The organism is Methylobacterium sp. R2-1 (assembly GCF_014191355.1).
In the GTDB taxonomy this organism is placed as follows: Bacteria; Pseudomonadota; Alphaproteobacteria; order Rhizobiales; family Beijerinckiaceae; genus Methylobacterium.
Genome location: NZ_JACHWM010000002.1, coordinates 400731 through 427045, shown reverse-complemented (window position 1 = coordinate 427045; position 26315 = coordinate 400731). Strand labels below are relative to the sequence as shown.

The window sequence follows — 26315 nt, the reverse complement described above, 5'->3', positions numbered from 1 at the left end:
ATCCCGGGCGGCCCACGGCCGCCTTACCATTGCCCGCTCACCTGTCCCGATTGGGCATCGACCATGACGTGCATGAATTGCCCGTCCCGGCGCAAGGCCGTCAGCAGGTAGACGAGCCCCGCCTCGTGCCGGCACAGACTGGCACGCTGGATCTCGGCGCGGGGAACGATCTGGCGCGCCGCGCGGATCGCGGCGATGGGCGGCACGACGCGCTTCTCGGCCACCGCCTCGCGCAGGTCGGCGGGCGACAGGCAATCGTCGCCGCGGTTCAGCGGCTCCCTCTGCGCCGGCACGGGCGCGAGGGCTCCGGTCTCCTCGGCGAGCGGGCCGACCGCCCCCGCCGCGAGAACCGCGGCGGTCGAGACGACGATCAGCAGGGCGAGAGCTTGGCGCATCGAGGGTGACTGTCGCGCCAGCGCACTGAATGCGCCCTGAATGTTCGTCAGCGCGGTCGGGCTCGGTGTGAACGCTGTCGTGGAAGCGGGCTTGCGGTCGAGGGCCATGTCCGGGTCGGTGCTGTTGCCGGGGACAAGGCGGGATCGGCCCCGCGGTTCCCCCGTCAGGATCGCGCCGGGCCCCGCCTCACCCCGCTCCCTCTCCGTTGGCGCGAAGGCGACGCTCGCCGCACACACGTAAGGTGAGGCTTGCCAGATCGCCGCTGTCGACGGCGTCGAGGGCGGCCCGGCGCAGGGTGATCAGCGAGCGCTCGAAGCCGCGGCGCGCCGCCTCCAGGCGGCCGACGGCGGCGCGGGACCGAGTTCGGCGCGAGGCCCACCGCGCGGTCCGATCCGGGCCGGCGGCGCAAGCAGGATCAGGCATGGAAGATTCCCTCTCATTCGTCAGAGGATCGGCCGGTGCTGCAACTCGCCGATGCGCCGCAGGAGATCCTCGAACCGCTCCCGCGCGCGCTCGTCGCTGCGCGCGACCGCCCGGGCTGTCTCGCCCGTGAGCCGGACCAGATCCTCCAACACGCGGGTGCGGCTCTCCAGGGCGGCGGCCACCGCCGCGTTCGTTTGCGACGCGCGCTCAAAGGCCGCGGCGGTGGTGCCCGTCTCGGCGATGCGCGCCTCCAACGCGCGCAGGCCGTCCCGGTAGAGGTGGAGGCAGGCCAGCCCCAGCAGCACCGCGACGATCCAGCCGGCGCCTCCGTCGGCGAAGAGGAGGCGCGCGGCTTCCGCGGCGATCTTGTCCATGACTCACCTCCCGGCACCAACGCCCGGACCACTGTCTCCGGTGTTGCGCGATACCGGAGGGTTCAGGCCGTCTCACGGGCCCCTCCCGCGGGCCGGAGCCCCAGAGCGCGCTCCAGCGCCGGTTCGAGGGTGTTGCCGGTGGTCGCCGCCGCCTCCAGCGGCAGGGACCGGAACACCTTCTCCGCGACCCCCTCGCCACCGCCCGCCGCCCGGAGCAGCCAGGCCGGCGCCTGATCGAGGGCCCGCTGCACGGCGCGCGCGATCACTGCCGAGCCGACGGAGACGGTCAGCCTGCGCCCGCGGACGGCGCCGGCCACCGCGTTCACGGCGTAGTCGGTGGCGTTGCGCACGAGGCGCTCGACCAGGGCGTCGGTGACGAGGAGGCGCAAGGGGCCACTGAGGCGGGCGAGCGCCGCCGCGAGGGCCGCGACGAGCGCCGGCGTCAGCAGGGCGGTCACGCCCTGGAAGAGCGCCAGCACGGCATCGCCCCAGGGCAGGACGAGCGCGGCGGCATCAGGGGGGAGCGGCGTAGCGTACGCCGGCGCGCAGCAGCCGAGGAGGAGCAGGGGCGGCAGGACGGGCCTGACGAGGAAGACCCTGGCGATGGTTCGGGCGAAGACGGCGGTCGGCGTCATGGCGGCGATCCTTATCCGAGTGCGAGGGGGAAGCGTTCAGAGGGCGGCGCGCAGCCAGTCCCGCAGGCGGGCACCCCAGCCCGACCGGGCCATGGGCGGTGAGGGCGGGGCGGCGGCGGAAGTGGAGACGGGCTGCGCATCGCCGCGCCGGGCCCGCGGCAAGCTGGTCTCGTAGGGCGTGCGGAACTGGTCGAACTCGCCCTGCCGGCGCGGGATGATCGCGGCCGGGCGGTTCCACATCAGGATCGCTTCGCCTGCCCCCGCCCGGTCACCGGCCCGCAGGCGTCGCAGCACCGTGGAGCGCCTGAAGGCCGCCGGGCCGATGTTGAAGCAGAGCGAGACCAGCGCGTCGAAGGCGTGCTGCGGCAGCGGCTCGGGGATCGCCTCGGCGACGGTGCGGATGAATGCCCCCACGTCGCGGGCGAAGATCGCATCCGCCTCTTCCGCGCCGATGCGCAGGCCCGCCCGCGGCACGGGTGGTCCGGCCGCGGCGGTGTGGCCGACGCCGATGGTCCAGACGCCCACGCTGTCGCGATAGGCTTCCAGCCGCCGCGCCTCCCGGGCGATCAGCACGGCGCGGCCGACGGCGCTGAGGTCCATCGCAAGTCTCCGGTGGCGCAGGGGTGTGACGACGTGGCGGGCGGCCTAATCGAGGCCCTCGAACAGCAGCGAGAACAGGATGTTTGTCGTGACCGCGGCCCCGCTGCTCGACACGATCTTGAGGCACCAGCGGTCCGATCCCTCGAAGACCGCGCTGTTGACGAGGTCATCCGCTTGGTTGGCGCCGGCTCCGGAGATGGTGCAGGTCAGGGCCGTGTCGGTGAACAGCTTCTGGAGCGTGAAGGTCCAGCTCTGGCCATTGCCCGGCGCGCCCTGCGTCACGACGCGCAGATGCCGGAACCGTCCCCGCCGGCCGGCAGCGGCGTAAACCTCGCTCTGATGACCGCCGACAAGAGCGTTGGTGAAGTACCGCGTCGCCCCGGCCGCCACCGGTCCTGACCCAGTGTTGCCCGCGATCACCTGCGCGGTCAGCACCGGCACATCCGCGACGCTGACGCGATCGGGAAAGGCGACCCTCCCCGTCGCACGGTCGATCCGCAGCGCCTCGAACCAGTCGCCACCGTTCGGAGAAACCTTCACGCGAAGGTCGTCGTCGCCGGTGAGGCCGATCTCGGCGCGGGCCGAAAACCCGGTCTGCATCAGCAGGGAGAGAACGTTGCCGGCCCCCTGCTTGTTGAGGGTGTAGCGCAGATCGCCGCTGCCGCCCTCCGCACTCGTCAGCGCGGTCCAGAGCGCCTTGTTGAGCTTGGCCGCGAAGGGATTGTCCGCATCCGCTCCCGTGCCGATCCCGAGGCGGGTCAGCCCGTCGAGGGCGGTGAGCGTCGCGCGGAACGGCCTCCAGGCCGAACCGGTGAAGGTATAGAGCTCGGCCTCGTCGGCGACAAAAGCAGTCCAGCCCGCCCGCGGCATGAGGGACAGCCACGCGCCGTCCTGAAAGCGGGCGATGCGGCCGGCCCATCCGGCCCAGGCGCCGCTCGGGTTGCCCGAGGCGATCAGGTAGCGGTCTCCCTCCGCGGGGCTCGCGGGCGGCGCGGTGCGGTCCTTGTCGAGGACGGCGAGTTGCACCAGCGCGTCGAGCAGCGCCAGCGCCTCGTTATGGGTGACGTGCTTCTGCGCCTGCCCCCCCGCGATCAGCGGCAGGGCGAGGCTCGGGGTCGTGTCGGCCATGGGCCACTCCGTCAGGGGTCGGATGTCAGACGGTCCGCAGGGTCACCCGCGCCCGGCGGGCGGGCCGAGGCCGGCGAGCGTGCCGACCTGCGCCACCGCGGCATCGATCTCGGTGCGGCGGGTGCCGAAATCGGCGATCTCGTCGGCATTCGCGTAGAGCGCGCTCGTCGTGTCGGCGCTCAGGCTGCGCAGGATCCGCCCGTCCTCGGCGAGGATGTCGAGGCGATAGGCTTCCATTCCCTCGTCGAGCGGCACGTCGGTCGGCTCCCAGGCATCGGCATCGCGCCGCGCCCGCCGGGTCCAACGGAAGCGGATGCCCTCGGCCTCGCGCCGACCGCGCAGGTGGACCGGGCTCAAGGGCACGAAGGCGGTCAGGTCCGCCGTCGCCGCGAAGCCGACGAAGGCGGGGTCGGCCGGATCGCGTTCCGCCGGGCCGACCCGGTAGAGGAAGCGGCGGCCGGCCTCGTCGAGCCGGTCGATCAGCGGCCGGACGGCGCCGTCATCGAGGCGCACGATCAGGCTGCCCGCGCCCGCCGGCCGGCCCGCGGCCGCCTCGCTGCCGGCCAGCCCCCGCAGCAGGCCCGAGAGCCGCCACGTCTCGCCCCCGACCAGTTCGGCTCTCGCCGCGGACAGGATCTCGACCGCCCCGTCCCCACCGATCAGGGTGAACAGGTTGCCGCCCGCCAGTGCCGCGGCTTCGCCGACCGCGCTCAAGCCCTCCGCGTGACGCAGGGAGACGTCGAGACTGGCATTGCGATCGAAGCGCCAGAGCGGGCCCGGCGGCAGTGCGGTCAGCGTGCGGCCGAGGCAGGCCGGATGGTCGAGGGTGCGGTGGGTCCCGAACGGCGCTCCCTCCCCGGCCGAGCGCCAGACCGCGACGGCGCCGGGCCAGGGATCGGCCGAAACCGCGAGATAGGAGAGCGGCACCGGATCGCCTCGCTCCACCGGCAGGACCAGCGGCACGGCGAAGACCGGCCCCGGGACCGCCGGCGGCGTCCGGCCGACCCGCGCAACCGGCGCGGCGGGCACCGGATCGCGACCGGGGAGCGGAACGGCCCGGGTCTCGACCCGCCGCCCCGACGGGGCGTCGTCGATGCGGATGATCCGGTGGAGCGCTCCGCGGGTCTCGCCCGGCAGGGCGACGGGATCGCCGGGCTCCAGATCGATCCGGCGCGGGCTCACTCCGAAGATCGCGGTGTCGCGGCCCGCGAGCGCCGCGTCGAGGATGGCTTCCGCCAGCGCCTGCGCGGCGTCGCGCCGGGTGATGATCGCCGCCTCGACGCGCACCTCCTGCCGCCGCGCCCCGGCCGGGCGCGCGGCGGACGCGGTGGCGCGGCGGTAATCCGGGCTCTCGCCGTCGGAAAAGCCGATCGCGACGGCGCGCGGCAGCTCGCTCTCCTGCGCCCGAACCCGGCGCAGGGGCGCCGCCTCGCCCTCGCCGAGGACGAGGTCGCCCGCTTCGAGCCGGGCCGGCGCGCTCCTGCGCCCGTCGCGAACCCGCAGCGTCCCCGCGGAGACCGAGACGTCGAAGTTGAACAGGCGAGCCAACGGCTCCAGCGCCTCGCGGGCGGAGAGCGGCCGGTCGAGCACGGCCCCGTCGAGAAAGCCGGCGGCATCGATGTCGAGGGGCGCGTCGATGCCGAGATCGGCCAGGATCGCCGCGATCAGCCGGTCGAGTTCCAGCCCCTCGATCCGGCCGGTGATCCAGTGGCCGAGCGCCCAGTTGGCGGCGTCCGACCACACGGTGGTGAAGTCGGGGAAGGCCGGGAAGGGTCGCGCGTCCCATGCCCAGAGACAGATGTCTTCGGCCGGGATCATCCGGCCGCCGTAGAGCGGCGAGACCGGATTGTGAGCCGGCTCGAAACCATCCGCCTCAACATCGAAGCGCGACAGGATCGCCTCGAGGCCGCGAGCCTGGATGAGGTCGTCGCGGGTGCCGCGGGCGAAGGGCGGGCGCGCGTTCTCCGACGATTTCGGATCGGGGAAGACGTTGGGTCCGTTGGTGCCGCGATCGACTGCCGGAATGCCGATCTCGGTGAGCCAGATCGGCTTTCCCATCGGCACCCAGGCGGTCGGCCCGGTCTCGACGCCACCGCTACGCTCGACATGCGGATTCGACCACCACGCGACGAGATCCTTGGCCCGGTAGATCCACGGCTTACCGTGGACGCCGTCGGTGATCGGCGTGCGGCGTTGCGCGATCCGATCCTCGGGGCTGGCATAATACCAGTCGAAGGCCTCGCCCGCGCCGAGACGGTTTTTGAGATAGGCGCGGTCGTAGAGGCTCGCGGCATCCGCGGCGTCGCGGTGATCCGGTCCGTCGCGCCAGTCCGAGATCGGCGGGTAGTAGTCGATGCCGACGGCATCGATGGTCGGATCGGCGAAGAGCGGATCAAGGGGGAAGCGTAGGGAGGCGCCGCCCTCGCGGACATCGGCGCCGTACTCGGTCCAGTCGGCGGCGTAGACGAGGCTCACATTGCTGCCAAGCCGGGCACGAACCTCGGCGGCGAGGCGCCGGAGCCCCTCGACCGCCGGATAGGAACCGTCTGGTCCGCGCACCCGCGTGAGGCCCACGAACTCACTGCCGAGAATGAAGCCGGCGAGCGGCACTCCCGCCGCCGCCCAGCCGGCGGCGAGGCCGGCATAGTGCAGGATCATCGCCCGGTAGCCCTGCGGGCCCTCGAAGAAGGCCGCGACCTGATCGGCCGCCCCGCCGGTGCCGTCCGGGCTGCCGGGCCGGTCAGAGGCGGGATCGCAGGTGATGCGCCCGCGCCAGGGATAGGCCGGCTGAGAAGCTGCCGGCGTCTCACCGGGCCGGTACGGGTCCGGCAGGGCGTTGCCCGCCGGCACGTCCATCATCACGAAGGGATAGAGCACCACCACCAGGCCGCGGCGGTTCAGCTCCGCCACCAGCCGCCCGAGCCCGGCATCGGATGGCGTGCCGCCATAGGCGGCGATGTCGCCGGAGCGAGAGACCGTACGCGCCGCGGCACGGTTCAGCCCGGCGACACTCCAGGGCTCACCCGTCGTCGCCTTCGCCGCGGAATCGACCCGCGGCGTCACGGTGCAGTGCCCGGCGCGCAGGTCGTCGCCGAACCAGCTCGTCACTACGGAGACCCGCTTGAGCCGCGGGCACAGGGCCTGGAGCGCGTCGAGGGAGGCGACGACGTCGCTCATGCCCTGGAACTGGAAACGGTTTGCCGGCTTCGTAGCGCCGAGCCCGGCATCCTCGCTGACCGCGAGCGGGTCGAGGCCGAACTCGGTCGAGCCGGGAATCAGGCAGACCGCGCGAACCTTGCCCGCCAGCCCCGCGACGGGGCGGATCACCTCGAAGGCGAATTGCGGGATGCGGTTGCCGAAGGCGGCGAGCGGCAGCCGCTCGAACACGATGTAGGCGAGACCGCGATAGGCGGGCGCGTTGTCCGCGCCCTCCTTGGCGACGATGAGCGGGTCGGGCGCCTGCGTCGCCGAGCCGGTATGGACGCGCCAATTGAGCGTCGTCAGGTCGAGTTCGCTGCCATCGGTCCAGATCCGGCGCACCAGGGCGATCTCGCCCGCGCAGAGTCCGACGGCGAGATCGATGAAGGTGCTGTAGGCGGTGCGCACGGTCTTCTGCCCGCCGGATCCCCCCTTCGAGCCTGAGGCGGACCGCTCCACCGTGGTGTTGGCGACCTCGAGCGGGCGCGTCGCCCAGATCAGGGTGCCGCCGATGCGGGCGCGACCGTAGACCCGCGGCACCGGTGCGCCCTCGGTCGAGTTGAGGCCGCCGAGTTCGCTCAGCCGCGGCCCCTCGACGAAGCGCGGGCTGGTGCCGGCGCCGAACAGGGCGTCGTCGAGCGCCGCGCCCCCGGCCGCGCCGGCCACGCGCCCGACCATCCCGCCGATGGGGCCGCCGAGCGTGTTGCCGACCGCCTCGCCGGCGGTTTGCAGGACCAGCGTCGTCATGGCAGGGCCTCCGGCGGGTGCGAGATCAGGGCGGATCGGGGAAACGGAACGCGTGGGCGAGGTGACGCCGCCACCAGGGCGTGAGCGCGACCTCGGTCACCGCCGCGCCGTCATGGGCGTGGATCATCGCCGCCGGTCCGGTGACGATGGCGCAGTGCTTTGCCGGCAAATTTGCACGGAAAGCGAAGAGCAGGACATCGCCCGCGCAGGGCCGGTAGGCGGGCAGTGGCTCGGCGATCGGCACGAGGTGCCGGCGCGCGGCCGCCAGCAACGGGTCGGCACCGTCAAGGGCGGATTCGGCCCAGGAGGCAGCGTAGGGCGGTGCCTCCTCCGGCTCGGGGCCGAGCACCGCGCGCCAGACCCCGCGCAGCAGGCCGAGGCAGTCGCAGCCCACGCCCTTCAGCGAGGCTTGGTGCCGGTAGGGCGTCCCGGCCCAGGCGCGGGCCTCCGCCACGATCCGCCCGGCCAGCGGCGACGCATCATCCATGGCAGCCTCACCGGAACAGGCTGGAGCCGTCGAGGCGTGCTCCGGCCTCGGGGCCGGCACGCAGCACGAAATCGTTGCCAGGCATGTGCGGAAAACCCTGGAAGTTGAGGGTGTTGGCAAACTTGTCGCGGCAGGCGGCGAGGCTCTTGTCGCAGCCAGCCGTCAGGGTGAAGGCGTCGCCGGGCGCGACCGGGCGCGGCGGCGGGTCCCACAGGTCGAGGCCCACCGTCTCGCCGTCGCGGCGATGGCAGCGCAGGTCGGCGGCGTGCCCGGCATTGGCGCCCCTATCCCAGGTGAGGCGCCCGCCGGAGAACCAGTCCGCGGCGAAGCTCCCCGCCAGTGCGACGGTGAGCCGGCCGGGCTCGGATACGGTCTGCACCGTGCCGGCGGCGCGGAAGTGCGGGTCCGCGAGATCGACGCGGCAGCGTGCATCGCCGAGTTCCGCGTCACAGGCGGCGCGGAAGCTGCGCCCGACGGCGGCGTCGAGGCGGTGCATCAGCCCGCGCAGTTCGGCGACGAAGGCGGCGCCCGCCCGGCGGATCTCGCCCAACGTCGCCACGTCGAGAAGCAGGCGGGCCTCGGGCTCGGCCCAATCGACCAGCCAGATCTCGACCCCGGCCCCGTCGTAGAGCCCCGCCGCCACGTCGGCCTCGGTGATCCCGGCCGAGGTCAGCGCGCCGGCCACCTCGCCGCCGCCGACGGCGAAGCCGAGTTCCGCGCTCGCCTCGGCCGCCTCCAGCCTGCTGCGGGCGGCGTAGGTCACACCACCGAGGACGAGATCGCGGTCGTGGTCGGTGAAGCCGAGGACGAGGCCGTCGCGGCGGACCAGAGCCCAGCAGCGGCAGAGCGTCGTCGCACCGCCCTCCAGGCGGGCGGCGAGACGGGGCGGGACGGCGCGCATCGGCTTTCCCTCAAGGCAGAATTTCGATCAGCGGGATCCGCGGCACCTCGCCGGCGGTGAAGGCGGCGAGATCGACGGTGAGTTCGTCGGTGTCGAAGCGGACCGGCACGTCGAACTCGAAGCCGGCGGTGACGGCGGCGCCCGGCGGCGGCACCGCGTCGGCGGCGAAGCTGACCTGCCCCGTCGCGGGATCGCAGGTGACGTTCTGGGCCGGCACCTCGGCGCCGTTCACCGCCACGCGCACGCTGCCGGCCACCGGCTTGGCGATGCTCCGGCGGTAGGCCTCCGGTCCGCCTCCGTAGGTTTTGACGAGAGGGAAGTCGCGGGTCGTGCCGTCGCCGGTGCCGATCCGCTGGTCGGTCGGCGCGGGCTGCCGCGAGGGCGGGCCGGAGCGATGATCGACCCGGTCGCGGTAGCGGAAACCGTAGAGCCGCCCGCGCCGCTCCTCGAAGAAGCCGAGCGCCGCGTGCAGCGCGTCGAGGGTGCGGATGCCGAATCCGGCATCGTAGCGGCGGCGCGAATCCGCCCAGCGGCTGTTGCGGTGCTCGCGCCCCGAGGCCAGCGTGACGATCTCGGTGCGCCGCACCGGACCGCCGCTGCCGCGCAAGGCCACATCGAGGGGAAAGCGCACCTCGTGGAAGTCGGATGCCATGGCGAAAACTCCGAAGTCCGGGCGCGAAGAGCGCCCCGCAGAGCGGCCTCGGCTCTGCCGAGGCATTGAGCGAAGCGAGAGCCAAGGCCGCGGAGGCGGCCGCCGGCGCTTGAGGCTGGAATGGAAGCGTTGTGATCACTCTACGAGTGATCACAACGCGCGTCGGCCACGGGCGACCGCGCGGGCAAGGCGGGCGGCGACCTGGGCCTCGGAGCGGCGGAACCCCTCGATGTCCGGGGTGGCGATGTTGACGGTGACCGCGACCGGCCGCTCGGCTCCGCCCGCGGCGACGCCGAGGCGACCATCGCTGCCGCGCCTCAGCGGCAGGATCGCTTCCGGCCCGGCCTCGCCCATCAGGCCGGTGCCGCCGTCAGGACCGGCAAGGGGAAAATAGGTCGGCGCCGCGACGACCCCGCCGGCCGCGAAGGGGCGGACGCGCCCGCCACCAAGAACCCCTCCAAGGCGGAACGGCACGATCCGCCCGTCCGAGGCGAGGCCGCCCTTCGCGAGCGCCGTCGTGCTGCCGGCCTCGGATGCCGCGCTCAGCAGGCTGTTGACGAGGCTCGTCACGCCCGCCTTCACGGGAGCGAGCGCCGCCTTGAACGCGACGTTGGAGAGCTTGCTCGCCAGCGAGGCCAGCACCCCGTCGAGCTGGCGGCCGGCATTGAGGTTGCGGTCGAAGGCCGAGGACAGGCTCTGGCCGAAGCGCTGGGCCAGCCGGTCGAGGGTTTCGAGTTGCTTGGCCCGTTCGGCCGTGCTGCGGTCGCTGTCGGTCATCGCGGAGTCCCCGGATCGGGATAGGCGGCGAGCAGCCGGTCGAGATCGGCCCGGCTCGGGGCGTCGGGCGCCGGCCGGATCAGACCCGCGGCAGCCGCGAGTTCGCGGGGTGTGGCAGCCCAGAGGTCGCGCGGGCGCCAGCGCAGGGTCGCGAGACCGAGCGTCAGCACCGCATCCCACGGGAAGGCGGAGACGGGCGTCCCCGGCGCGTCGCTCCCCGCAGGTCTCAAGGGTCCGCGGGCGAAGCCTCGCCGAAGGCCGCGACCAGCGCCTCGCCGAGTGCCGCGGTCACGGCCGCGAGGCCACCGGAGAGCGGCAGGCGGGCGACCGCCTCGTCGTCGAGGGCATGGCCGCCGCCGCGGAGTGTGGCGCCGAGCAGTGCGATCACGTCGCGGGCGGCGAGCCGCCCGCCGGCGAAGCGCTCGGCGAGGCCGGCGAGGTCGCCCGCGCCGAGCGCGTCCTCCAGTTCGGCCAGCGCTCCAAGGGTGAGGCAGAGCGTGTAGCGCTCCTGTCCTAAGGTCAGCGGCACCTCGCCGCGTCGGCGGTTGGCCATGGTCATGCCTCCGCGAAGCTGAGGGCGCCGGCAGAATCGAGGGCGATGTCGAAGGTGACCTCGCCCGCATGCTCGCCGCGATATTCGAGGCTGCTGATCTGGAACAGCCCCTCGATCGTGCCGAAATCCGGCACCACGATCTGAAACGCGTCGATCACCCCGTCGAAGAACATCTGGCGCAGGCGCGCGTCGGACGCCTCGTCGCGGAAGACGCCCGATCCGGCCACCGCGGCGCGGCGCACGCCTGCGCCGGCCAGCAGCTCGCGCCAGTGCCCGGCGGAATCGGCGTTGGTGACGTCCACCGTCTCGGCGTTGAAGGCGAGTTGTCGGGCGCGCAGGCCCGCCACCGCGGCGAAGCCGCCAGCTCCGCTGCTCACCCGGACCAGGAGGTCCTTGCCCTTCTGTGCGCTCATGCTCGCGGCTCCGGCGTTCTCGAAAAAGGTCAGGCGGCGACCTCGGTCACCGCCTCGAAGGAGAGGGTCGCGCGCGCCTCGCCGGTGCGCTCGTCGCGCAGGCCGGCGAGGCTCCTGAGGCGCAGAAGGATGAGGGCGTGGCCGATCAAGGCGAGGTCGGCCTCGTCGAGGCGGGCAGCGATGTGCTCGGCCACCTCCAGGGCCGAGCGAGCCGAGCCCGGCTTGGCGAAGACCGTGAGGGCGAAGGCGTGGCGGTGGCGCCGGGCGCCGTCGACGGAATCGTCGCTCACCTCGCTCGGTCCGAACAGCGCGTAGACGGGCGCAGCGCCCCGCGGCGGCTCGTCGTAGAGCCGCAGCCGGCCGCCCATCAGCGCGGCGAGCGGCGCGTCCCCGGCGAGGCGGGCGAGAAGGCCGGCGCGCAGGGCCAGCAGGGGGCTCGATCGCGTCACGGGGAAGACTCCTCGATTACCTCTTCCACCTCGCAGACGAGGTCGCGGCGGCGCCCGTCGGGGTCGTCGGCCGCGCGGATCGCGAAGCGTCGCGTCCCGTCGGCAAGGCGCATGGCCGGGGTGACGCCGGGGCGGTAGCGCAGGCCGACGCGGTAGAGGCCGGGCCGGTCGTTCCGCCCGCCGCGGGGCGCGGCGGCACTGCCGAGCGATTCCAGCGAGCCCCACAGCACGGGTCCGGCGACGTAGCGGCGGAGCCGACCGCCGAACCCGTCGGGCTCGTCCACCGGTACTTCGAGCACGAGGCGGCGGCGGCGCGCGCCGAGCGGCCTGTTTGTCATGGTCGATCTCCAGGAATCGGGATCAGAGCCGCATCCGGCGGCAGGCAGCGGCGAGCCCCGCCGCCTCGTGCGGCAGCGGCCAGGCCGGACCTGCGGCGCCCGCATCGCCGCGGTTCTCGAACAAGTCCGCGATCGTCAGGCGCAGGGTCTGAACCAGCGGCTCGGGAACCGGCGGCCCCTCCCCGCCGCAGCCGGCGCCGACTTCGACCAGCCCCGGCTCGATCTCGGTGACGGTCCCGCCCGCATCGACCCGCCCGGCGCGGAGCACGGCGACGAGCGGGCTCAGCGGCAGCGGCAGCAGACCGAGTCCGGGCCAGGCCGCCAGCACCACCCGGAAGCGGGCGGGCCGCAGCAGCCGGCGCGCGGCTGCCTCGACCGCCGCCCGCGCCGCGGGGATCAGGCGGCCGATCAGGGCATCCTCGGCGGTCTCGTCGGAGGAGAGCCGGAGATAGCCGCGCATCTCGACCACGCTCACCGGCTCGACGCCGGTCTCCTCGACGCGTATCGGAATCATGCCAGCCTCTCCTGAAAGCGTTTTTCCGCAACCGATGCGCGTGCCGAACCCGTCCGCCGCCCGCGCGGCGCGCCCCGCCCTCCGGGCCGCGACGCTCGCGCTCCTGCTCGCCGCCGCCCCGGCCGGGGCCATCGTCGGCGGCCGCGAAGGCGCGGGGGTACCGGGCGCGGCTTCGGCGGTGATGGTTCTGACCTCGGGCGGCGGGGTCTGTTCCGGGATCGTCGTCGCGCCGGACGCGGTGCTCACCGCCGGCCATTGCGTGGCGGGCGTGGGCGAGAACCGTGTCCATTACCGCGACGCGGAGGGCCGCCCGGTGCTGGCCGAGGTCGCCGCCCGCAGCCTGCATCCGGCCTATGACGGCGACGCCATCCGCGGCCGCACCCGCTCCATCGACCTCGCCCTGCTGCGCACCCGCGAGCCCCTCCCCGCCCGGTTCGTGCCGGCCGGTTTGAGCGCCGCGATGCCGCGGGCGGGCCAGAGCCTGACGCTGGCCGGCTACGGCGCGGCGCGGGGCAACGACCGGCGCTCGATCGGCCGCTACCGCGGCGCGATCCTCACCGTGATCGAACCCTACGGTCCGAGCCGCATCCTGGTCTGGATGCAGGCACCGGGGGCCGGGGGCTGCCAGGGCGATTCCGGCGGGCCGATCCTCGATGGCACGGCGGTGATGGCCGTGGCCGCGTGGGTGAAGGACGCGTGCGGTGGCCTGACCCAGGGCATCCTGCTCGGACCGCAACGGGAGTGGGTCGACCGGACCCTCTCCGGCTGGGGGAGTACGGCGCGCTGGTGACGTCCTTGACCGATCGTGATCCTCGCGGCGCCGCCGATGCGGAACCGGAGCTTGGCCGCCGAATTGCCTTCGGATACGCTTCAACCGGTCCGGGACTCAACCGCAGCCCCTCGCGGAACGCGCCCAGGCCCTGGAGAACGGAAGAGATGGTTGCGAGCCCCCTTCGCGCGTACCTGTTCGGTGCCCTGCTGGGGCTCGTCCCGCTCTCGGCCCAGGCCGTGGTCGAGGGTCGCACCTCCCGCGATCCGGGGGGCCTACGCGCCTCGGTGGTTCGGATCGAGAGCACGCAGGGCGAGATCTGCTCGGGCACCCTGATCACGCAGGACATCGTGCTCACCGCGGCTCACTGCGTGATGCACAAGGCCGGCTACAACGTGGTCGTGGTCGATCCGAATTTCCGCCAGCGCCGCCTGCGGGCCGTCGCGGTCTCGATGCATCCCGAATTCGTCCCCGGCACGACGCCTGAGGAGCAGCCGGGCATCGACCTCGCCCTGATCAAGCTGGAACAGCCGGTCGGACTCGGCTTCCGCCCGCTCGACCCCCGCGGCGGTTCGATCACCACCGGCGACAATGTGGACATCGCTGGCTTCGGCGTGCTCGCCGAGAACCGCCGCAACACCGCGCGGACGCTGCGCACCGCACATCTCGTCTCGATCGGCTCGCTGCAGGTCGCCAACCGCGTCACTGTCGTCACGGATGCGCGGCGCATGGCCGAGACCGCGGGTGCCGGCGCGTGCCTCGGCGATTCCGGCGGCCCGATCCTGCGCGGCGGCCAGATGGTCGGCGTGGTGAGTTGGTCGAGCGGCGCCATGCGCCAGGACCGGCGCGCACGCACCGCCTGCGGTGGCTTCACCGCCGTGACGCCCACCGGCGAGCACGCGAGCTGGATTTCCTCGCGCGCCGCCGAGATGGAGGCGATGAGCCCCGACATGGCAGCGGCGCAGACCGGGCGCACCGAGTGGATGGCCCGGCCTGCCCGGCGGCGGATGTATTGAGAGCAGCTCAGGCGAACCGAAGCAGCTTGATCGCGTCGAAGTCCTGCACCCCGCCGCCGACGCGCTTGGTGGTGTAGAACAGCACGTAGGGCTTGGCGGAGTACGGGTCGCGCAGGGTTCTTAAGCCGACGCGATCCACGACGAGGTAGCCGCGCTTGAAATCGCCGAAGGCGATGGAGTGGCTGCCCGCCGACAGGTCGGGCATTGCCTCGGCCTCGACGAGCGGGAAGCCCATCAGGGTCGCGGCGCGATCGGCGGCCAGCGGCGGCTGCCAGAGGTAGTTGCCGTCCGCATCTTTGAACTTGTGGATCGCGCTCTGCACCCGCCGGTTCATCACGAAGCTCGCGCCCTGGCGATAGCCGGCACGCAGCGCGTAGATCAGATCGAACAGAACGTCGGTCGGGTTGCTTGCAGGGAAGGCACCCTCCGCACCGGTCGCGACGAAGCCGAGCTTGCCCGAGCCCCAGCTCGCATTGGCCACCGTATCGTAGCTGAGAAAGCCCTTCGGTCGGTCGACGCCGTTGCCGGTGACGAAGGCGACGCTCTCCTGCTCGGCGAAGGCCGTCTCGACTTCCTCCGCGAGCCACGCATCGACGTCGAGCACCGCGTCGTCGAGCAGTGTCTGCGTCGCCGCCGGCATGGCGTAGAGTTCCATCGCCGGGAAGCTGAGTTCGGACAGGTTCGGCGCGTCCGTCTGCGGCCGGGGCGCCGTCTCGGCGACCCAGCCCGCGGCGGGACCGTTGACCGACACCGCCCGCTTGTACTGCCCGCCAGAGACGATTCGCACGGTGGCGATGGCGCGGATCGGCGAGATCTCGGCCAAGCGCCGCAACACCTCACGCTCGATCGTCGACGGCACGAGATAGCCGCCATCCGGCCCGGAGCCAGCGGAGAGTGCCTTCTCCTCCAGCCGCTTGAGGCCGGCGCTCTCGCCGGCGCGGACATAGAGATCGAAGGCGGCCTTGTGCTCGGTGGCGGAGCTGTCGCGCGGGATGTCCGCTCCGCCGAGCGGAGGCCGGGCCCGGTCGAGGCTGATTCGGTCGAGGCGGTTCTTCGCCTGGTCGAGGGCGGCATCGATGCGGGCGAGCTTCTTCTCGGTCACCACGTCCGCGGTGAGCCGGGTCTCGATCTCGGAGAGGCGCAGATCGTTGGCCTCCTTGAACGCCTCGAAGGCACGGGCGAACTCGTCGAGCACCGCCTCGGTGCCGAACATCGCCGCCTTGTTCTCGGAAAGGCCGGTAGGGGCCTTGGTCTCGAAACGCATGTCGGTCATGGCATCCTCGTTGGTGAAGGAAGACGGGGTCAGGCACGCGCCGCGAGCGGCGGGACAGCGAGGCGCAGGTGCGGCGGGACGAAGGGATGCCGGGCCGCGGCGCGGATCACCCGCGCATCGGGCTGAAGCGGGAAGGTCACCAGCGAGACCTCCCAGAGATCGACGGCGAGCAGGCGACGCCCGCCGCGCTCGGGCGAGGCCCGCACCACGCGAAAGCCGATGGAGAGTCCGTCGAGAGCGCCCTCCCGCATCAGCGCGTCGATCTCGCGGGCGCGCTGGACCGCGAGGTTGAGCCGGCCGGCGACGCGCAAGCCCCGGCCATCCTCCTTGAGCGAGAGCCAGGAGCCGACCGGCTCGGCCGGGTCGTGCTGCCACAGCATCCGCCCCCCCCGCGCGCCCCGCCGGGCGAGGCTCGCGGCGAAGGCGCCCGGCGCGACAATGTCGCGGCCGAGATCGGGCACGCCGAACAGGCTGGCGTAGCCGGTGAAATGGCCATCCATCGATAGACCTCGAAGAGAGGAGTGAAGAGCGGGCTCTGCCCGAATCCCGCCGGGGCCTCAGGCCCCGGACCCCGGATCTTGGGGGGAGTAGCCGACGGCCTCGCGCTTCTCCGCCACGGACAAGAAGTCCGCCCCCTGAACCCGGCGCCAGAGCGACTCGCGCTCGGTCGCCAGGGCCTCGATAGCGTCGAGATCCGGCTCCAGCCGGGCCGGGCCGAAGGCGGGCTCCAGCCAGCGGGCGAGGGAATCGGCGGTGCGGCGCACCAGCGGGATCACCGTCTGGCGGTAGAAGGCCCGGTTTGCCTCGGCGTAGTTCGCGTGGGTGTTGTCGCCGGGCAGGCCGAGCAGCAGCGGCGGCACGCCGAAGGCCAGCGCGATCTCGCGGGCGGCCGCTGCCTTCGCTTCGACGAAGTCCATCTCCTTCGGTGAGAGCGAGAGCGGGCGCCAGTCGAGTCCGCCGTCGAGCAGAAGCGGACGGCCGGCATTGGCGCTGCCCTGGTAGCTCGTCTCCAGCTCGGCCTTCAGACGGGTGAACTGCGTGTCGCTCAAGGCGGCGCCGGTCGAGGGCGCGAAGACCAGGGCACCGGACGGGCGCGCTGCATTGTCGAGGAGCGCCTTGTTCCAGGCGCCGGCCGCGTTGTGGATGTCGAGCGGCACCGCGGCCGCCTCCATCGGCGAGAGGCCGTAATGGTCGTCGAGCGGATTGAACAGCGTCAGGTGCAGGATCGGCGGCACGGGGCCGGCCTGTTCGTAGCGGATGCGCCTGCCACCGACGGCGTACTCGTAAGCCGCCGGCCAGCCGTCGGCACCGGCCACGACCTGCATCCGGTCGGGGCGCAGCGAGAACAGTTCTCGGGGTATTCCATCGATTTCAACGGCTTCGAGATAAGCGTTGCCCGAGACGAGAAGGTGTCCGTAGACGCTGTCGAGGAAGCGCATCCCGCCTTCGCGCGGATTCGGCCGAGTGAGCAACGCCAGCAACGGATGTGCATCTTCGGCGCCGGCCAGCGTCAGCGGCAGTGAGGCCGCGGCTTCGGCGACGAGCCGGACCGAGCGGTGGACCACGGCGTTGCGCTGAAAACCCTCGCGTGCCAGCGCCGCGTAGTCCCGTAACGTCCAGACTGCTCGCCCCTCGCCGTAGAGGGCGAAGGCCGCGCTCGCCTTCGTGGCAGGCACGAACCCCGCAGCCTTTGCGAGCCGCGCGATGAATCCAGGCATGGCACGCTCCTCGCCAGCAATGTTTCACGTGAAATTAACCGCGCGCGCCGTCAGAGCCGGCGGATACGCGGCTCCGACGATGGCGCGAGCATCAGATGCGTGAGCGCCCAGACCAGCGCATCGAGACGATCCGGCGAGCCTCCTCCTGGCAAACCGCCGGGACCGAAGACGCACATCTCGTCCTCCAGCGCCGGCAACGGACCGACATGGCGGACGCGTCTCTGGGCGTAGAGCAGCGAAACCGGCTCGGCCCGCAGCAGCTTGCCCCGCGTTGCCCGCACCGTCGCGACAGGCACGCTCGGATCGCTCTCGGCCAACACCGCGATGACCATCTCGCCACCCTGGTTGACCTCGGCCACCAGTACATCGGCCTCAAGGCGGTGGTACAAAGCCAGCGCCGCCCGCGCCCAGACCGCGGGTACGGCCTGTTCCAGGGTCGCATCGGCCAGCACGTAGGCGGTTCCGTCGGCCGCGAGCCCGGCCGCGACGATGCCGCAGGCGTCGGCTCCGACACGGGATGAGGCCGGCGGATCGACCGCGACGGCGATGCGCTGCAGCGGCGGCGCCTCGCGGACGCGCGCTTGCTCGATGGCGTTACGGGTCCAGAGCGCGTCCGGCCGGTCCTCGATCAATTCGCCGTCGAGTTCCTGTCGCCCGAGGCGGGTTCCGGCATAGCGGCCGACCACGTCCTCCAAAAAACTCGGCGCGAGGTTTTCCGCGTTGTCGGCGGTGCGCGAGCGCGTCACGACCGTGCGCGGATCGGCGAGCAGTCGGCGGATCAACGGCACCGGGCGCGGCGTCGTTGTAACGAGGCCGCGCGGATGGTGCCCGAGCCGCAGGCCGAACTGGATCATGTCGTAGGTGGCCTCGGCCTCGCGCCACTTGGCGACCTCGTCGGACCACACGGCGCCGAATTGCGGGCCGCGCAGAGAATCAGGTTCCTCAGCCGAGAAGGCGAGCGCCACCGCGCCGTTGCCGAACACCACCCGCCGCCGCGACGGTTGCCAGACCGGCGGCGCGCCGCCGAGCCGCGGCAGGGCGAGGAGGCCGGACGGGCCCTCGATCATCACGTCGCGCACGTCGGCGAAGGTCTCGCCGACGTGCGCGATCCGTTCGACGGGCGCCTGCGAAAAGACCGGATCGCCGTGGGCGAGGCCGCGCACCCACTCGGCACCGGTCCGGATTTTTCCGGAGCCGCGCCCGCCGATTACGGCCCAAGTCGTCCAATCTCCCGGTGGCGGAAGCTGGTCGTGCCGCGCGCGGTGAAGCCAGTCGGCCTCAAGCAGGCGCAGATGGTTCTGCGAGAGCCGGGTCAAGAACGCTGTCGTCTGGCTCCGTCGCCGCGAATGCAGCATAGCGGCGCGCGATATCCGCGCGCATCGCCACGAGATCGGCGGCGGACAGGGAGGCTCGGCCAGCCGCGGCATCCGTCCCTCCGTCCCGCGCGGCCCGGTCAGCCGCCTTCATGTCGTCGAGCAAATTCTTCAGGCCGCCGAGATCACGCAGCACCTTTCCGGAATCGAACCCGGCGGGCGGCGCCTCGATATCGAGAGCGGCATCGAAGCGCGCGATCTGCCGCTCGATATGGGCGCGCAACTGCGCCCGCAGCCGCTTGGCATCCGGCGCACGCTTACGGATTGTCTTGGGGCTTGGTCTCGAAGGGACGCTCGGCGCCGGTTCACCGCTTGGCTCGGAGGGGTCCGGCATCGCAATGTCTCCATCCACACTTCTCGAGCGTGCCCTTTACCTACACGAGGAGCGTCGCGATGTCAACCTATAAATTCCTATTAGAGCCGTCTATCAGGAATTTGGTCTCCCGATGCAAGCCCGTGCGATGCACACATCCGCATCCCAGAGAGCCCAATTATGAATTTTTACACAGAACAGGAACGCTCACCGGGCCTCATCGGTAGATCACCCAAGGAGTGCACGTCACCGCCTCCATCACACGGGAGACAGAACGATGCTCAAAGGTGGACTTCTCTGGCTGATCGGCATTCCTCTGCCGATCATTCTTCTGCTGTGGTTCTTCAACGTGTTCTAAAGCTTGGGACGTGCCGGTCGCGGGGGGCTTGAACCTCGGATCGGCCCACGCTTCGATTGAAGGAACGCGCTGCGGAGGCATCCGCCTCAGAGCGGCACACTCCGCGGCGTGTAGACGAAGGGCGGCCTTCCATCCCGCTCGATCACCCGGGTCGTCGGTGCGCCGATGATGATCATGGTCGCCATATCGGCCGGCGCGGTGCGGGCTTCGTCCAGGGTCAGCACCCGCAGCGATTCATCCGGCCGGGTCACGGCGCGGGCGAAAATGACGGGGGTCGTCGCGGGCAGGATCTCGGCGGCGAGCGCCAGCGCCCGGCCGAGCTGCCACGGCCGCATGGACGAGATCGGATTGTAGAGGGCAACGCTCAAGCCCGCCCGCAACACCGCCTCCAGCCGGGCAGTCACGACCTCCCAGGGCTTGAGGTTGTCCGAGAGCGAGATCGCGCAGAAATCGCCCCCCAGCGGCGCGCCGAGGCGGGCCGCTGCGGCCAGCATCGCGGTGATGCCGGGCTCGACCCGGATGTCGAGGTCGCGCCACGCCGTCGGGCCCTGCTCCACCGCCTCGAACAAGGCCGCGGCCATGGCGAACACGCCGGGATCGCCGCCGGACACGACGGCGACGTGCCGGCCGGACATCGCGAGTTCGAGCGCGTGGCGGGCGCGGTCGACCTCGACGCGGTTGTCGCTGGCGTGGCGGATCAGTCCCTCGCGCTCCGGCACGCGGGCGACGTAGGGGATGTAGCCGATCAGGTCCTGCGCCCGGTCGAGGGCGGCGCGGGCCGATTCGGTGAGCAGGCGCGGATCACCCGGCCCGAGGCCGATGATCGTGACGCTCCCTGACTCGCTCACGGGCGGCGGCCCTCGCCCGGCACCAGCACCATGGAGAAGTAGGGCGCGCCATCGTCCTCCTTCTCGGCCAGCGGCACGACCCGCTCGCCGGCCATGGTGCCGCGCTCGACATAGACCGCGCGGGCGAGAAAGCCGGTCTCGGCGAGCACGCTGCGCACCTTCGGCAGGTGGCGCCCAAGCTTCATGATGACGGCGGCATCCGTGCCCTTCAGCCGCTCCACCAGAGCTTCGCGCGGCAGCGTCGCCGGCAGGATGGTGAGCACGTCGTCGCCCCAGGTGATCGGTGTGCCGGCCCGCGTCCAGCAGCCGGACATGCCGGTGACGCCGGGAATCACCTCGACGGGGAACCGATCCTTCAGGCGCCGCCACAGATGCATGAACGAGCCGTAGAAGAAGGGGTCGCCCTCCGACAGGATCGCCACGTCGCGACCCGCATCGAGATGGTCGGCGAGCCGTCCCGCCGCCTCGTCGTAGAAGCCGGCCAGCGCCGCGACGTATTCCGGATGATCGGGGTGAAGCTCGGTGGTGTAGGGATAGGCCAGCGGAAACTCGCGGGTCGGATCGCATAGCACCGCGTCGGCGATGGTGCGGGCGTTGCCGCGCTTGCCCCGCTTGCAGAAGTGGACGAGCACGGGGGCGTGCTCCAGCACCCGCATCGCCTTCACGGTGAGGAAGTCCGGATCGCCCGGCCCCATGCCGACGCCGTAGAGCGTACCGGTTCTGGCCGCGACGGGGGTCTCGCCCGCGCCGTCCGTGGTCTCGACCGGGGCGTCGATGCGCACGCTCCCCTCCATCACTCGATCTCGTTTGCCAGCGCGTTGACGGCAGCCGCCGTCATGGCGCTACCGCCACGGCGGCCATGGACCACGACGAAGGGCACACGCCCATCCCGCGCCAGAGCCTCCTTGGATTCTGCCGCGCCGACGAAGCCCACGGGGATGCCGATCACCGCCGCCGGGGGCGCAACGCCCTCGTCCAGCAGTTCGAGCAGGCGGAACAGGGCGGTGGGCGCGTTGCCGACGGCGACGACGCTGCCGGGCAGCTTTTCCCGCCACAATTCCATCGCGGCGGCAGAGCGGGTGGTGCCCATCTCGGCAGCGAGGGCCGGCACGCGGGGGTCGCCGAGGGTGCAGACCACTTCGTTCCTGGCCGGCAGCCGGGCGCGGGTGACGCCGTCGGCGACCATGCGCACATCGCACAAAATCGGTGCGCCGGCCTTCAGCGCCGCTTCGCCGGCTACGGCGAAGTCTTGCGACATCTCCACGTCCTTCGGCAGATCGGTCATGCCGCAGGCATGGATCATCCGAACGACCACGCGCTCGGCCGCGCCGGACCAGCGGGCGAGATCGGATTCGGCGCGGATCATCGCGAAGGAGCGCGCGTAGATCGCGCCGCCGTCGCGGATGTAGTCGTGGCGGGCACTCATCGCACGTTATCCTGGCACGTCGTCCTGAAACACGGGGTCCAGCGCCGGAAGCCCGGCGGCTGCGGCCTTCCTTATCCGGTCCAGCGCCGCCTCGAAAGCGAGACGCGTTGCCGGCTCGGCAGAGGGGGAGCCCGCGAGCACCACGTCGTAGGCGCCCTCGCGCCCGACCAGGGTGAGGTCGGCGGGGCCCGGATGGGCGCAGCCCTTGGCGCAACCCGAGACGTGCACGGTGATCCGAGCGGAGACGTCGAGCCCGGCCAACGGGGCCAGCGCCTGCGCCAGTTGTGCGGCGTGGTCGGGCACCGGCGTGGTGCCGGAGCGGCAGGCCGGTGCGCCGGGGCAGGCGGCAACCCTGCGGCGCGGATCGCCCGGCGCCACGATGAAGCCGGCCCGCGCCAGTTCCGCCTGAAGTGCGGCGGCCCGACGGGAGGAGGCGACGAGTGCGAAGCCGCGCTCCGCACTCAACCGTACTTCCGCACCCTCGGCGAGGTGGGCCATCTGCTCCAGCCGGCTCGCGGTGCAGCGGCCGAATGGCGCCTGCACGAGGAGCGCCGAGGTCTCTCCGCTCAAGGCGGTGAGCCCCGGGGTGGCAGGGGCCGGAGCGGGTGCGAGCGGCGTCGGCTCGAACGGAAAGAAGCCCGCCACCGCCGCGATCACGGCCCGCTGGTGCGGATCGAGATCGCGCATCCGGCGTCCGCCGATCTCGGCGAAGGCCATCAGCGCAAGGCCGAGCGCTCCGGCCGCCTGACGCTCCGGCAGCAGGCCGCAGCGCAGCGGGCCGCTTTCACCGGTGAGCCCGAAGGCCACCTGCCCGGGCCCCTCGGCAAACAGAAAAAAGTCGGCCTCGACCGCGCCGAGGCCATGGGCTCCGCGACCGTCGATCGCCACCAGCGTCTTGGCCGGCAGGCGCGGCACGGCGCGGCCGGCGATCTCCACGGCACGGGCGAGCGCCGGCACGTCGATCTGCTCCGCCGGATCGAGGCCGGCGAGCGGCGCCGTCAGCGTCAGGCGCTGCGGGCCGCCATCGTCGCGGGTATCGCCGAGTCCCGCTTCCGCCAGGGCGCAGGCGAGACGCGGCGCGCTCGCCTCGCTGACGCCGCGAATCTGGAGGTTGCCGCGGGCGGTCACGTCGATATGGCCGTTGCCGTGAGCCCGCGCGCCGTCCGCCACCGCGCGCAACTGCGAAGGCGTCAGGCGCCCGAGCGGCGGGTGGATGCGGGCGAGCAGCCCGTCGCCGGTCGGCATCGGCCGGGCGAGCGAGGGGCACCAGCCGCGGCGGGCGCCCTCGGGCAGGAGGCGGCGGGGGCTCATTCGGCGGCCAGCAGGGCGTCGGCAGGAGCGGCGTTGCGCCGGCTCTGCCACAGGCCGCGGGCACGCAACGCGTCGAAGCGCTCGAGGATGGCGCGGGTCACCTCCGGATTGGCCGCCTTCAAGGCCTCGAAGGTCTCGGGGTCGGCAATCCAGGCGCCGTAGAGCCGGTCGAGATCGGCGCTCGTCACGGCGTCCGTCGCGGCGGCGAGCACGAACACCGCGTCGATCCCTTGCGCGAATTCCTGCGCGCCGCGGTAGCCGTGGCGCAGTTGCGCCGCGATCCAGCGCGGATGGCCGAGCCGGCCACGGATCAGCCGGGCGACATCCTCGCGGGCGGTGCGGGTGCGCGGCGCCTCCGGGTTCGAGACGTCGAGGCTGTAGAGGGCAGGCGTCCTTCCATTCCCGGATGCGGCGGCAAAGAAACCGCCCATGGCGTCGGCGGCCGCGTCGCCGTCCAGCAGGTCGCGCTCGGCGACATCGAAGGCGTGGACATAGGCGTCCGCTGCGGCGACGCGGGCAGCGAAATCCGCGTCCGGCGCTTCCGTGTCGCCGTAGGCATGGGTCGTAGCGGCGAGATAGGCGGTGCCGAGGTCGGTCCGGCCCTCCCAGGCGCCGTCGAGCGCGGTCTCGGCCGCGCCCGCGCCGTAGCGGCCGGGCGCCGCGCCGTAGATGCGGGCGGCGGATTCGCCTCGGCGCCGGGCGGCGGCGAGCGGATTCTCCTCGTCCTCCTCCTCGCGGGCGGCGACGGCGCGGGCGGCGCGGTCGAGCAGCGCCAGCGTCTCGGGAAACGTATCGCGAAATGCGCCGGAGACGCGGCAGGTCACATCGATACGCGGCCGGTCGAGGAGGGCCAGCGGCAGCACCTCGAAGCCGGTGACGCGGGTCGAGGCGTGGTCCCAGACCGGGCGAACGCCCATCAGTGCAAGGGCGTGTGCTACGTCCTCGCCCCCGGTGCGGAGCGTCGGCGAAGCCCAGAGATCCATGACGATGCGGGCCGGGTACTCGCCCTCGTCCTGAAGGTAGCGGCGCACCACCGCCTCCGCCGCCTTGGCTCCGAGCATCGTCGCGGCGCGGGTGGGCAGGGCGCGCGGGTCGAGGGTCGTCAGGTTGCGGCCGGTCGGCATCACGTCCAGGCGCCCGCGCGAGGGCGAACCGGCGGGGCCCGGAGCGATGAAGCGGCCGTCGAGGGCGGCGACCAGCGCGGCGCGCTCGGCCTCGGCACTCGCGCGGACCGGCTCAGGGGCATCGGCGGGGGCGCGGCCGAACACGTGCAGGCCATCGCGAAAGGGGGTCTCGCCGAGGTCGCACAGATGCGCGTCGAGTGCCGTCAGCGCGTCGGCCATCGGCGTGTCGCCATCGACGCCCGCCCCTTCGAGCAGGCCGGCCGAAGCGGCCTCGTCGAGGATCGCCGTGGCGATCAGCCCGGCCCGGCGCGGATCGAGCACGCTCGCGGCGGCGTATTCCTCGACGAGTTCGCGGAGCGCCGCCGCCTCGGGCGTCAGCCCGGCGGCCTCGACAGTGGGCGTGAGATGGCCCAGCGCGATCCCGCCGAGCCGGCGCTTCAGCGGTGCGGCCTCGCCGGGATCATCGACGATGAAGGGATAGACCACCGGCAGCGCCCCGACGGCCAGCGCCGGCCAGCAATGGGCTGAGAGCGCCACCGCCTTGCCCGGCAGCCACTCGGTGGTGCCGTGGGTGCCGAGATGGATCAGCGCGTCGAATTTTTTTCGAACGCCCAGGTAGAAGGCGAGGTAGGCGTGGGTCGGCGGCTCGTCGGGGTCGTGGTAGCCGGCCTTGCGGTCGGCGGTGCGGCCGCGGTCGGGCTGCAGGAAGAGGGTGAGATTTTCGCAGCCATCAGACTCGTGCGCGGCGCCGGTGTGCACCATCCGGAACCGGAACCCCCCATTGCGGCAGAGCGGATCGTCCTCCGGCGCGCCCCAGCGCTCCGTCAGGTCCGCCCGGCGCTCGTCCGGCAGCCGCTCGAACCAAGCCATGTAGTCGGCCAGCGATACCGAAAAGCCCGGCTCGCCGTCCGTCAGCGCCGCCATCAGCGCGCCCGCCTCCGGCAGTGCGCCCGCGGCAAACCCCGCTGCAGCGAGATCGGCAGCGATGGCGCGGGCGCTCGAAGGCGTGTCGAGGCCGACCGCGTAGCCCGCGCGACCACCGCGGGCGGGATAATCGGACAGCACCATCGCCAGCCGGCGTTTTCCGCGCGGCGTTCCTCGCAGACGGATCCAGGCGGCGGCACGCTCAGCGAGCGCGGCGATGCCGACGGGATCGGGTACAGCGCGACGCTCCGAGAAACCCTCGACCGCCTCGGCCTCCTCCTTGAAGGAGATCGGGAAGCCCGAGAGCCGTCCATCGAATTCCGGCAGCGCCACCTGCATGGCGAGGTCGGATGCGTTCATGCCGCGGCCCGAAGCGGCCCAAGCGGCGCGCGGGGCGCCGATCGTGTAAGCCTGGAGCACGGGGCAGTCGGCGGCGTCGAGCACGAAGCCGGCATCGTCACGAGCGGAGAAGGCGGTGGCCGCGAGCACGATGTCGGGCCGGCGCTGCCTGAGCGCCGCGCGCAAGACGGTGACCGCCTCCGGGTCCTTCAGGCTCGACACCGCGAGCGTGACGCAGCCGATGCCGCGCGCGGCGAGAGCGGCGGCGAGGTGCACGGCCGGTGCTGTCTCACCTGAGAGCACCGCGGAGCGATAGACCAGCAGAAGCGTCAGCGGCCCCGGCCCGGCGGCCTGCATCGCCGCCTCGATCGGGAGCGGTCCGCAGCCGGGGCACCACGCGAAGCCGCGCGGCAGCGCCTTCGGGGGCTCCGGTTCGAAGGCAGCGCCCGCCTCCATCGCGAGACAGCGCAACAGGTTCTTGAGGTTCTCCGGCCCCCCCGCGCGAAAATAGGCGTCGAGGCGGGTGCAGGTCTCCGGCGGCAGGGTCGAGAAGGTGTCGAGGCGCGGGTCCGGACGGTCATCGCCGGGCAAAACCGCGAGCTTGACGCCCTGCGCCCGTGCCGCCACCGCCGCGCGCTCGATGCCGTAGCGCCAGTAATCGAGCCCGCCGAGGCAGCGGATCACGCAGACCTTGGCGCGGGCGATCACCGCCTCGACGTAGAGATCGACCGACATCGGATGGCGCAGTTGCGCCAGCTTGGCGAGCCGCAGGGAGGGCAGGCCGGGCTCGTCCGCATGTGCCCGCGCGACGGTCGCGAGGTCGGTGTCCGTAAATGACAAGAAAACGATCTCGCCCGGCGTCTGGCCGAGATCGACCGCCGCCTCGCCCTCGTCGAGGGAGATCGTATCGAGGCGGATCAGGTGCATCGCGCGGGCGC

At 72.5% G+C, this 26315-nt stretch carries 28 protein-coding genes and 1 pseudogene; 2 read left to right on the top strand and 27 right to left on the bottom strand.

What is annotated here, in order from left to right; translation table 11 throughout:
- Positions 1-23: 23 nt before the first annotated feature.
- The 17 genes and pseudogenes from FHU13_RS04620 to FHU13_RS04540 all read right to left on the bottom strand — a co-directional run bounded on the left by FHU13_RS04620 (position 24) and on the right by FHU13_RS04540 (position 12585).
- Positions 24-395 (bottom strand): PepSY domain-containing protein, encoded by a 372-nt coding sequence (locus FHU13_RS04620; RefSeq protein ID WP_246714487.1) that lies wholly within the window; start codon positions 393-395, stop codon positions 24-26.
- Positions 396-582: 187 nt separating this feature from the next.
- Entirely contained in the window at positions 583-819 is a 237-nt protein-coding gene (locus FHU13_RS04615; protein ID WP_183434662.1) for a hypothetical protein, read from the bottom strand.
- A 20-nt stretch (positions 820-839) separates the two neighbouring features.
- Positions 840-1193: a hypothetical protein gene (locus FHU13_RS04610; protein ID WP_183434661.1), complete on the bottom strand. Its 354-nt coding sequence runs from the start codon at positions 1191-1193 to the stop codon at positions 840-842.
- 62 nt (positions 1194-1255) lie between these two features.
- Entirely contained in the window at positions 1256-1828 is a 573-nt protein-coding gene (locus tag FHU13_RS04605) for a hypothetical protein (protein WP_183434660.1), read from the bottom strand.
- A 36-nt stretch (positions 1829-1864) separates the two neighbouring features.
- Entirely contained in the window at positions 1865-2428 is a 564-nt protein-coding gene (locus FHU13_RS04600; protein ID WP_183434659.1) for a lysozyme, read from the bottom strand.
- Between the two features lie 45 nt (positions 2429-2473).
- Entirely contained in the window at positions 2474-3556 is a 1083-nt protein-coding gene (locus FHU13_RS04595; RefSeq protein ID WP_183434658.1) for a DUF2793 domain-containing protein, read from the bottom strand.
- 25 nt (positions 3557-3581) lie between these two features.
- A pseudogene (locus FHU13_RS04590) lies at positions 3582-7501 on the bottom strand (glycoside hydrolase/phage tail family protein).
- Positions 7502-7526: 25 nt separating this feature from the next.
- On the bottom strand, positions 7527-7988 hold the full coding sequence (locus tag FHU13_RS04585) for an NlpC/P60 family protein (RefSeq protein WP_183434656.1): 462 nt from the start codon (positions 7986-7988) through the stop codon (positions 7527-7529).
- A gap of 7 nt (positions 7989-7995) precedes the next feature.
- Positions 7996-8889, bottom strand: coding sequence for a DUF2163 domain-containing protein (locus FHU13_RS04580; RefSeq protein WP_183434655.1), 894 nt, complete (start codon positions 8887-8889; stop codon positions 7996-7998).
- A gap of 10 nt (positions 8890-8899) precedes the next feature.
- Complete coding sequence (locus FHU13_RS04575; protein WP_183434654.1) at positions 8900-9541, bottom strand: DUF2460 domain-containing protein; 642 nt, start codon at positions 9539-9541, stop codon at positions 8900-8902.
- Between the two features lie 150 nt (positions 9542-9691).
- Positions 9692-10318, bottom strand: coding sequence for a phage tail tape measure protein (locus FHU13_RS04570; protein WP_183434653.1), 627 nt, complete (start codon positions 10316-10318; stop codon positions 9692-9694).
- A complete protein-coding gene (locus FHU13_RS04565; protein ID WP_183434652.1) occupies positions 10315-10548 on the bottom strand; it encodes a phage tail assembly chaperone in 234 nt (77 codons plus the stop codon). The genes FHU13_RS04570 and FHU13_RS04565 overlap by 4 nt, the downstream gene beginning before the upstream one ends.
- Positions 10545-10871, bottom strand: coding sequence for a gene transfer agent family protein (locus FHU13_RS04560; protein ID WP_183434651.1), 327 nt, complete (start codon positions 10869-10871; stop codon positions 10545-10547). Before FHU13_RS04560 ends, FHU13_RS04565 begins: the two co-directional genes overlap by 4 nt.
- A gap of 2 nt (positions 10872-10873) precedes the next feature.
- Positions 10874-11284, bottom strand: coding sequence for a phage major tail protein, TP901-1 family (locus tag FHU13_RS04555; protein ID WP_183434650.1), 411 nt, complete (start codon positions 11282-11284; stop codon positions 10874-10876).
- 29 nt (positions 11285-11313) lie between these two features.
- Positions 11314-11733: a DUF3168 domain-containing protein gene (locus FHU13_RS04550; RefSeq protein WP_183434649.1), complete on the bottom strand. Its 420-nt coding sequence runs from the start codon at positions 11731-11733 to the stop codon at positions 11314-11316.
- The gene (locus tag FHU13_RS04545; protein ID WP_183434648.1) at positions 11730-12071 is read right to left on the bottom strand and encodes a head-tail adaptor protein; all 342 of its coding nucleotides are present in this window, start codon (positions 12069-12071) and stop codon (positions 11730-11732) included. The genes FHU13_RS04550 and FHU13_RS04545 overlap by 4 nt, the downstream gene beginning before the upstream one ends.
- A 22-nt stretch (positions 12072-12093) precedes the next feature.
- Entirely contained in the window at positions 12094-12585 is a 492-nt protein-coding gene (locus FHU13_RS04540; RefSeq protein WP_183434647.1) for a hypothetical protein, read from the bottom strand.
- A 34-nt stretch (positions 12586-12619) separates the two neighbouring features.
- Between FHU13_RS04540 and FHU13_RS04535 the strand changes: the two genes are divergently transcribed.
- Both FHU13_RS04535 and FHU13_RS04530 read left to right on the top strand, forming a co-directional pair.
- A complete protein-coding gene (locus FHU13_RS04535) occupies positions 12620-13375 on the top strand; it encodes a trypsin-like serine protease (protein WP_183434646.1) in 756 nt (251 codons plus the stop codon).
- Between the two features lie 146 nt (positions 13376-13521).
- Entirely contained in the window at positions 13522-14370 is an 849-nt protein-coding gene (locus FHU13_RS04530) for a S1 family peptidase (RefSeq protein ID WP_183434645.1), read from the top strand.
- Positions 14371-14377: 7 nt separating this feature from the next.
- Here the strand turns inward: FHU13_RS04530 and FHU13_RS04525 are convergent, their stop codons facing one another.
- The 10 genes from FHU13_RS04525 to cobN form a co-directional block, all read right to left on the bottom strand.
- Positions 14378-15643: a phage major capsid protein gene (locus FHU13_RS04525; protein ID WP_183434644.1), complete on the bottom strand. Its 1266-nt coding sequence runs from the start codon at positions 15641-15643 to the stop codon at positions 14378-14380.
- Between the two features lie 29 nt (positions 15644-15672).
- Complete coding sequence (locus tag FHU13_RS04520; RefSeq protein WP_183434643.1) at positions 15673-16143, bottom strand: HK97 family phage prohead protease; 471 nt, start codon at positions 16141-16143, stop codon at positions 15673-15675.
- Between the two features lie 57 nt (positions 16144-16200).
- Positions 16201-17361 (bottom strand): phage portal protein, encoded by a 1161-nt coding sequence (locus FHU13_RS04515; RefSeq protein ID WP_183434642.1) that lies wholly within the window; start codon positions 17359-17361, stop codon positions 16201-16203.
- Between the two features lie 50 nt (positions 17362-17411).
- A complete protein-coding gene (locus FHU13_RS04510) occupies positions 17412-18677 on the bottom strand; it encodes a DNA-packaging protein (protein WP_183434641.1) in 1266 nt (421 codons plus the stop codon).
- The gene (locus FHU13_RS04505; protein ID WP_183434640.1) at positions 18640-19068 is read right to left on the bottom strand and encodes a hypothetical protein; all 429 of its coding nucleotides are present in this window, start codon (positions 19066-19068) and stop codon (positions 18640-18642) included. Before FHU13_RS04505 ends, FHU13_RS04510 begins: the two co-directional genes overlap by 38 nt.
- A 423-nt stretch (positions 19069-19491) precedes the next feature.
- Complete coding sequence (gene cobJ / locus FHU13_RS04500; RefSeq protein WP_183434639.1) at positions 19492-20253, bottom strand: precorrin-3B C(17)-methyltransferase; 762 nt, start codon at positions 20251-20253, stop codon at positions 19492-19494.
- Entirely contained in the window at positions 20250-21047 is a 798-nt protein-coding gene (locus FHU13_RS04495; RefSeq protein ID WP_183434638.1) for a precorrin-2 C(20)-methyltransferase, read from the bottom strand. Before FHU13_RS04495 ends, cobJ begins: the two co-directional genes overlap by 4 nt.
- Positions 21047-21679, bottom strand: a complete 633-nt coding sequence (locus tag FHU13_RS04490; RefSeq protein WP_183434637.1) for a precorrin-8X methylmutase — start codon at positions 21677-21679, stop codon at positions 21047-21049. Before FHU13_RS04490 ends, FHU13_RS04495 begins: the two co-directional genes overlap by 1 nt.
- A 6-nt stretch (positions 21680-21685) precedes the next feature.
- Positions 21686-22990, bottom strand: coding sequence for a precorrin-3B synthase (gene cobG, locus FHU13_RS04485; RefSeq protein WP_183434636.1), 1305 nt, complete (start codon positions 22988-22990; stop codon positions 21686-21688).
- On the bottom strand, positions 22987-26304 hold the full coding sequence (cobN, locus tag FHU13_RS04480) for a cobaltochelatase subunit CobN (RefSeq protein ID WP_183434635.1): 3318 nt from the start codon (positions 26302-26304) through the stop codon (positions 22987-22989). The genes cobG and cobN overlap by 4 nt, the downstream gene beginning before the upstream one ends.
- Positions 26305-26315: the final 11 nt, after the last annotated feature.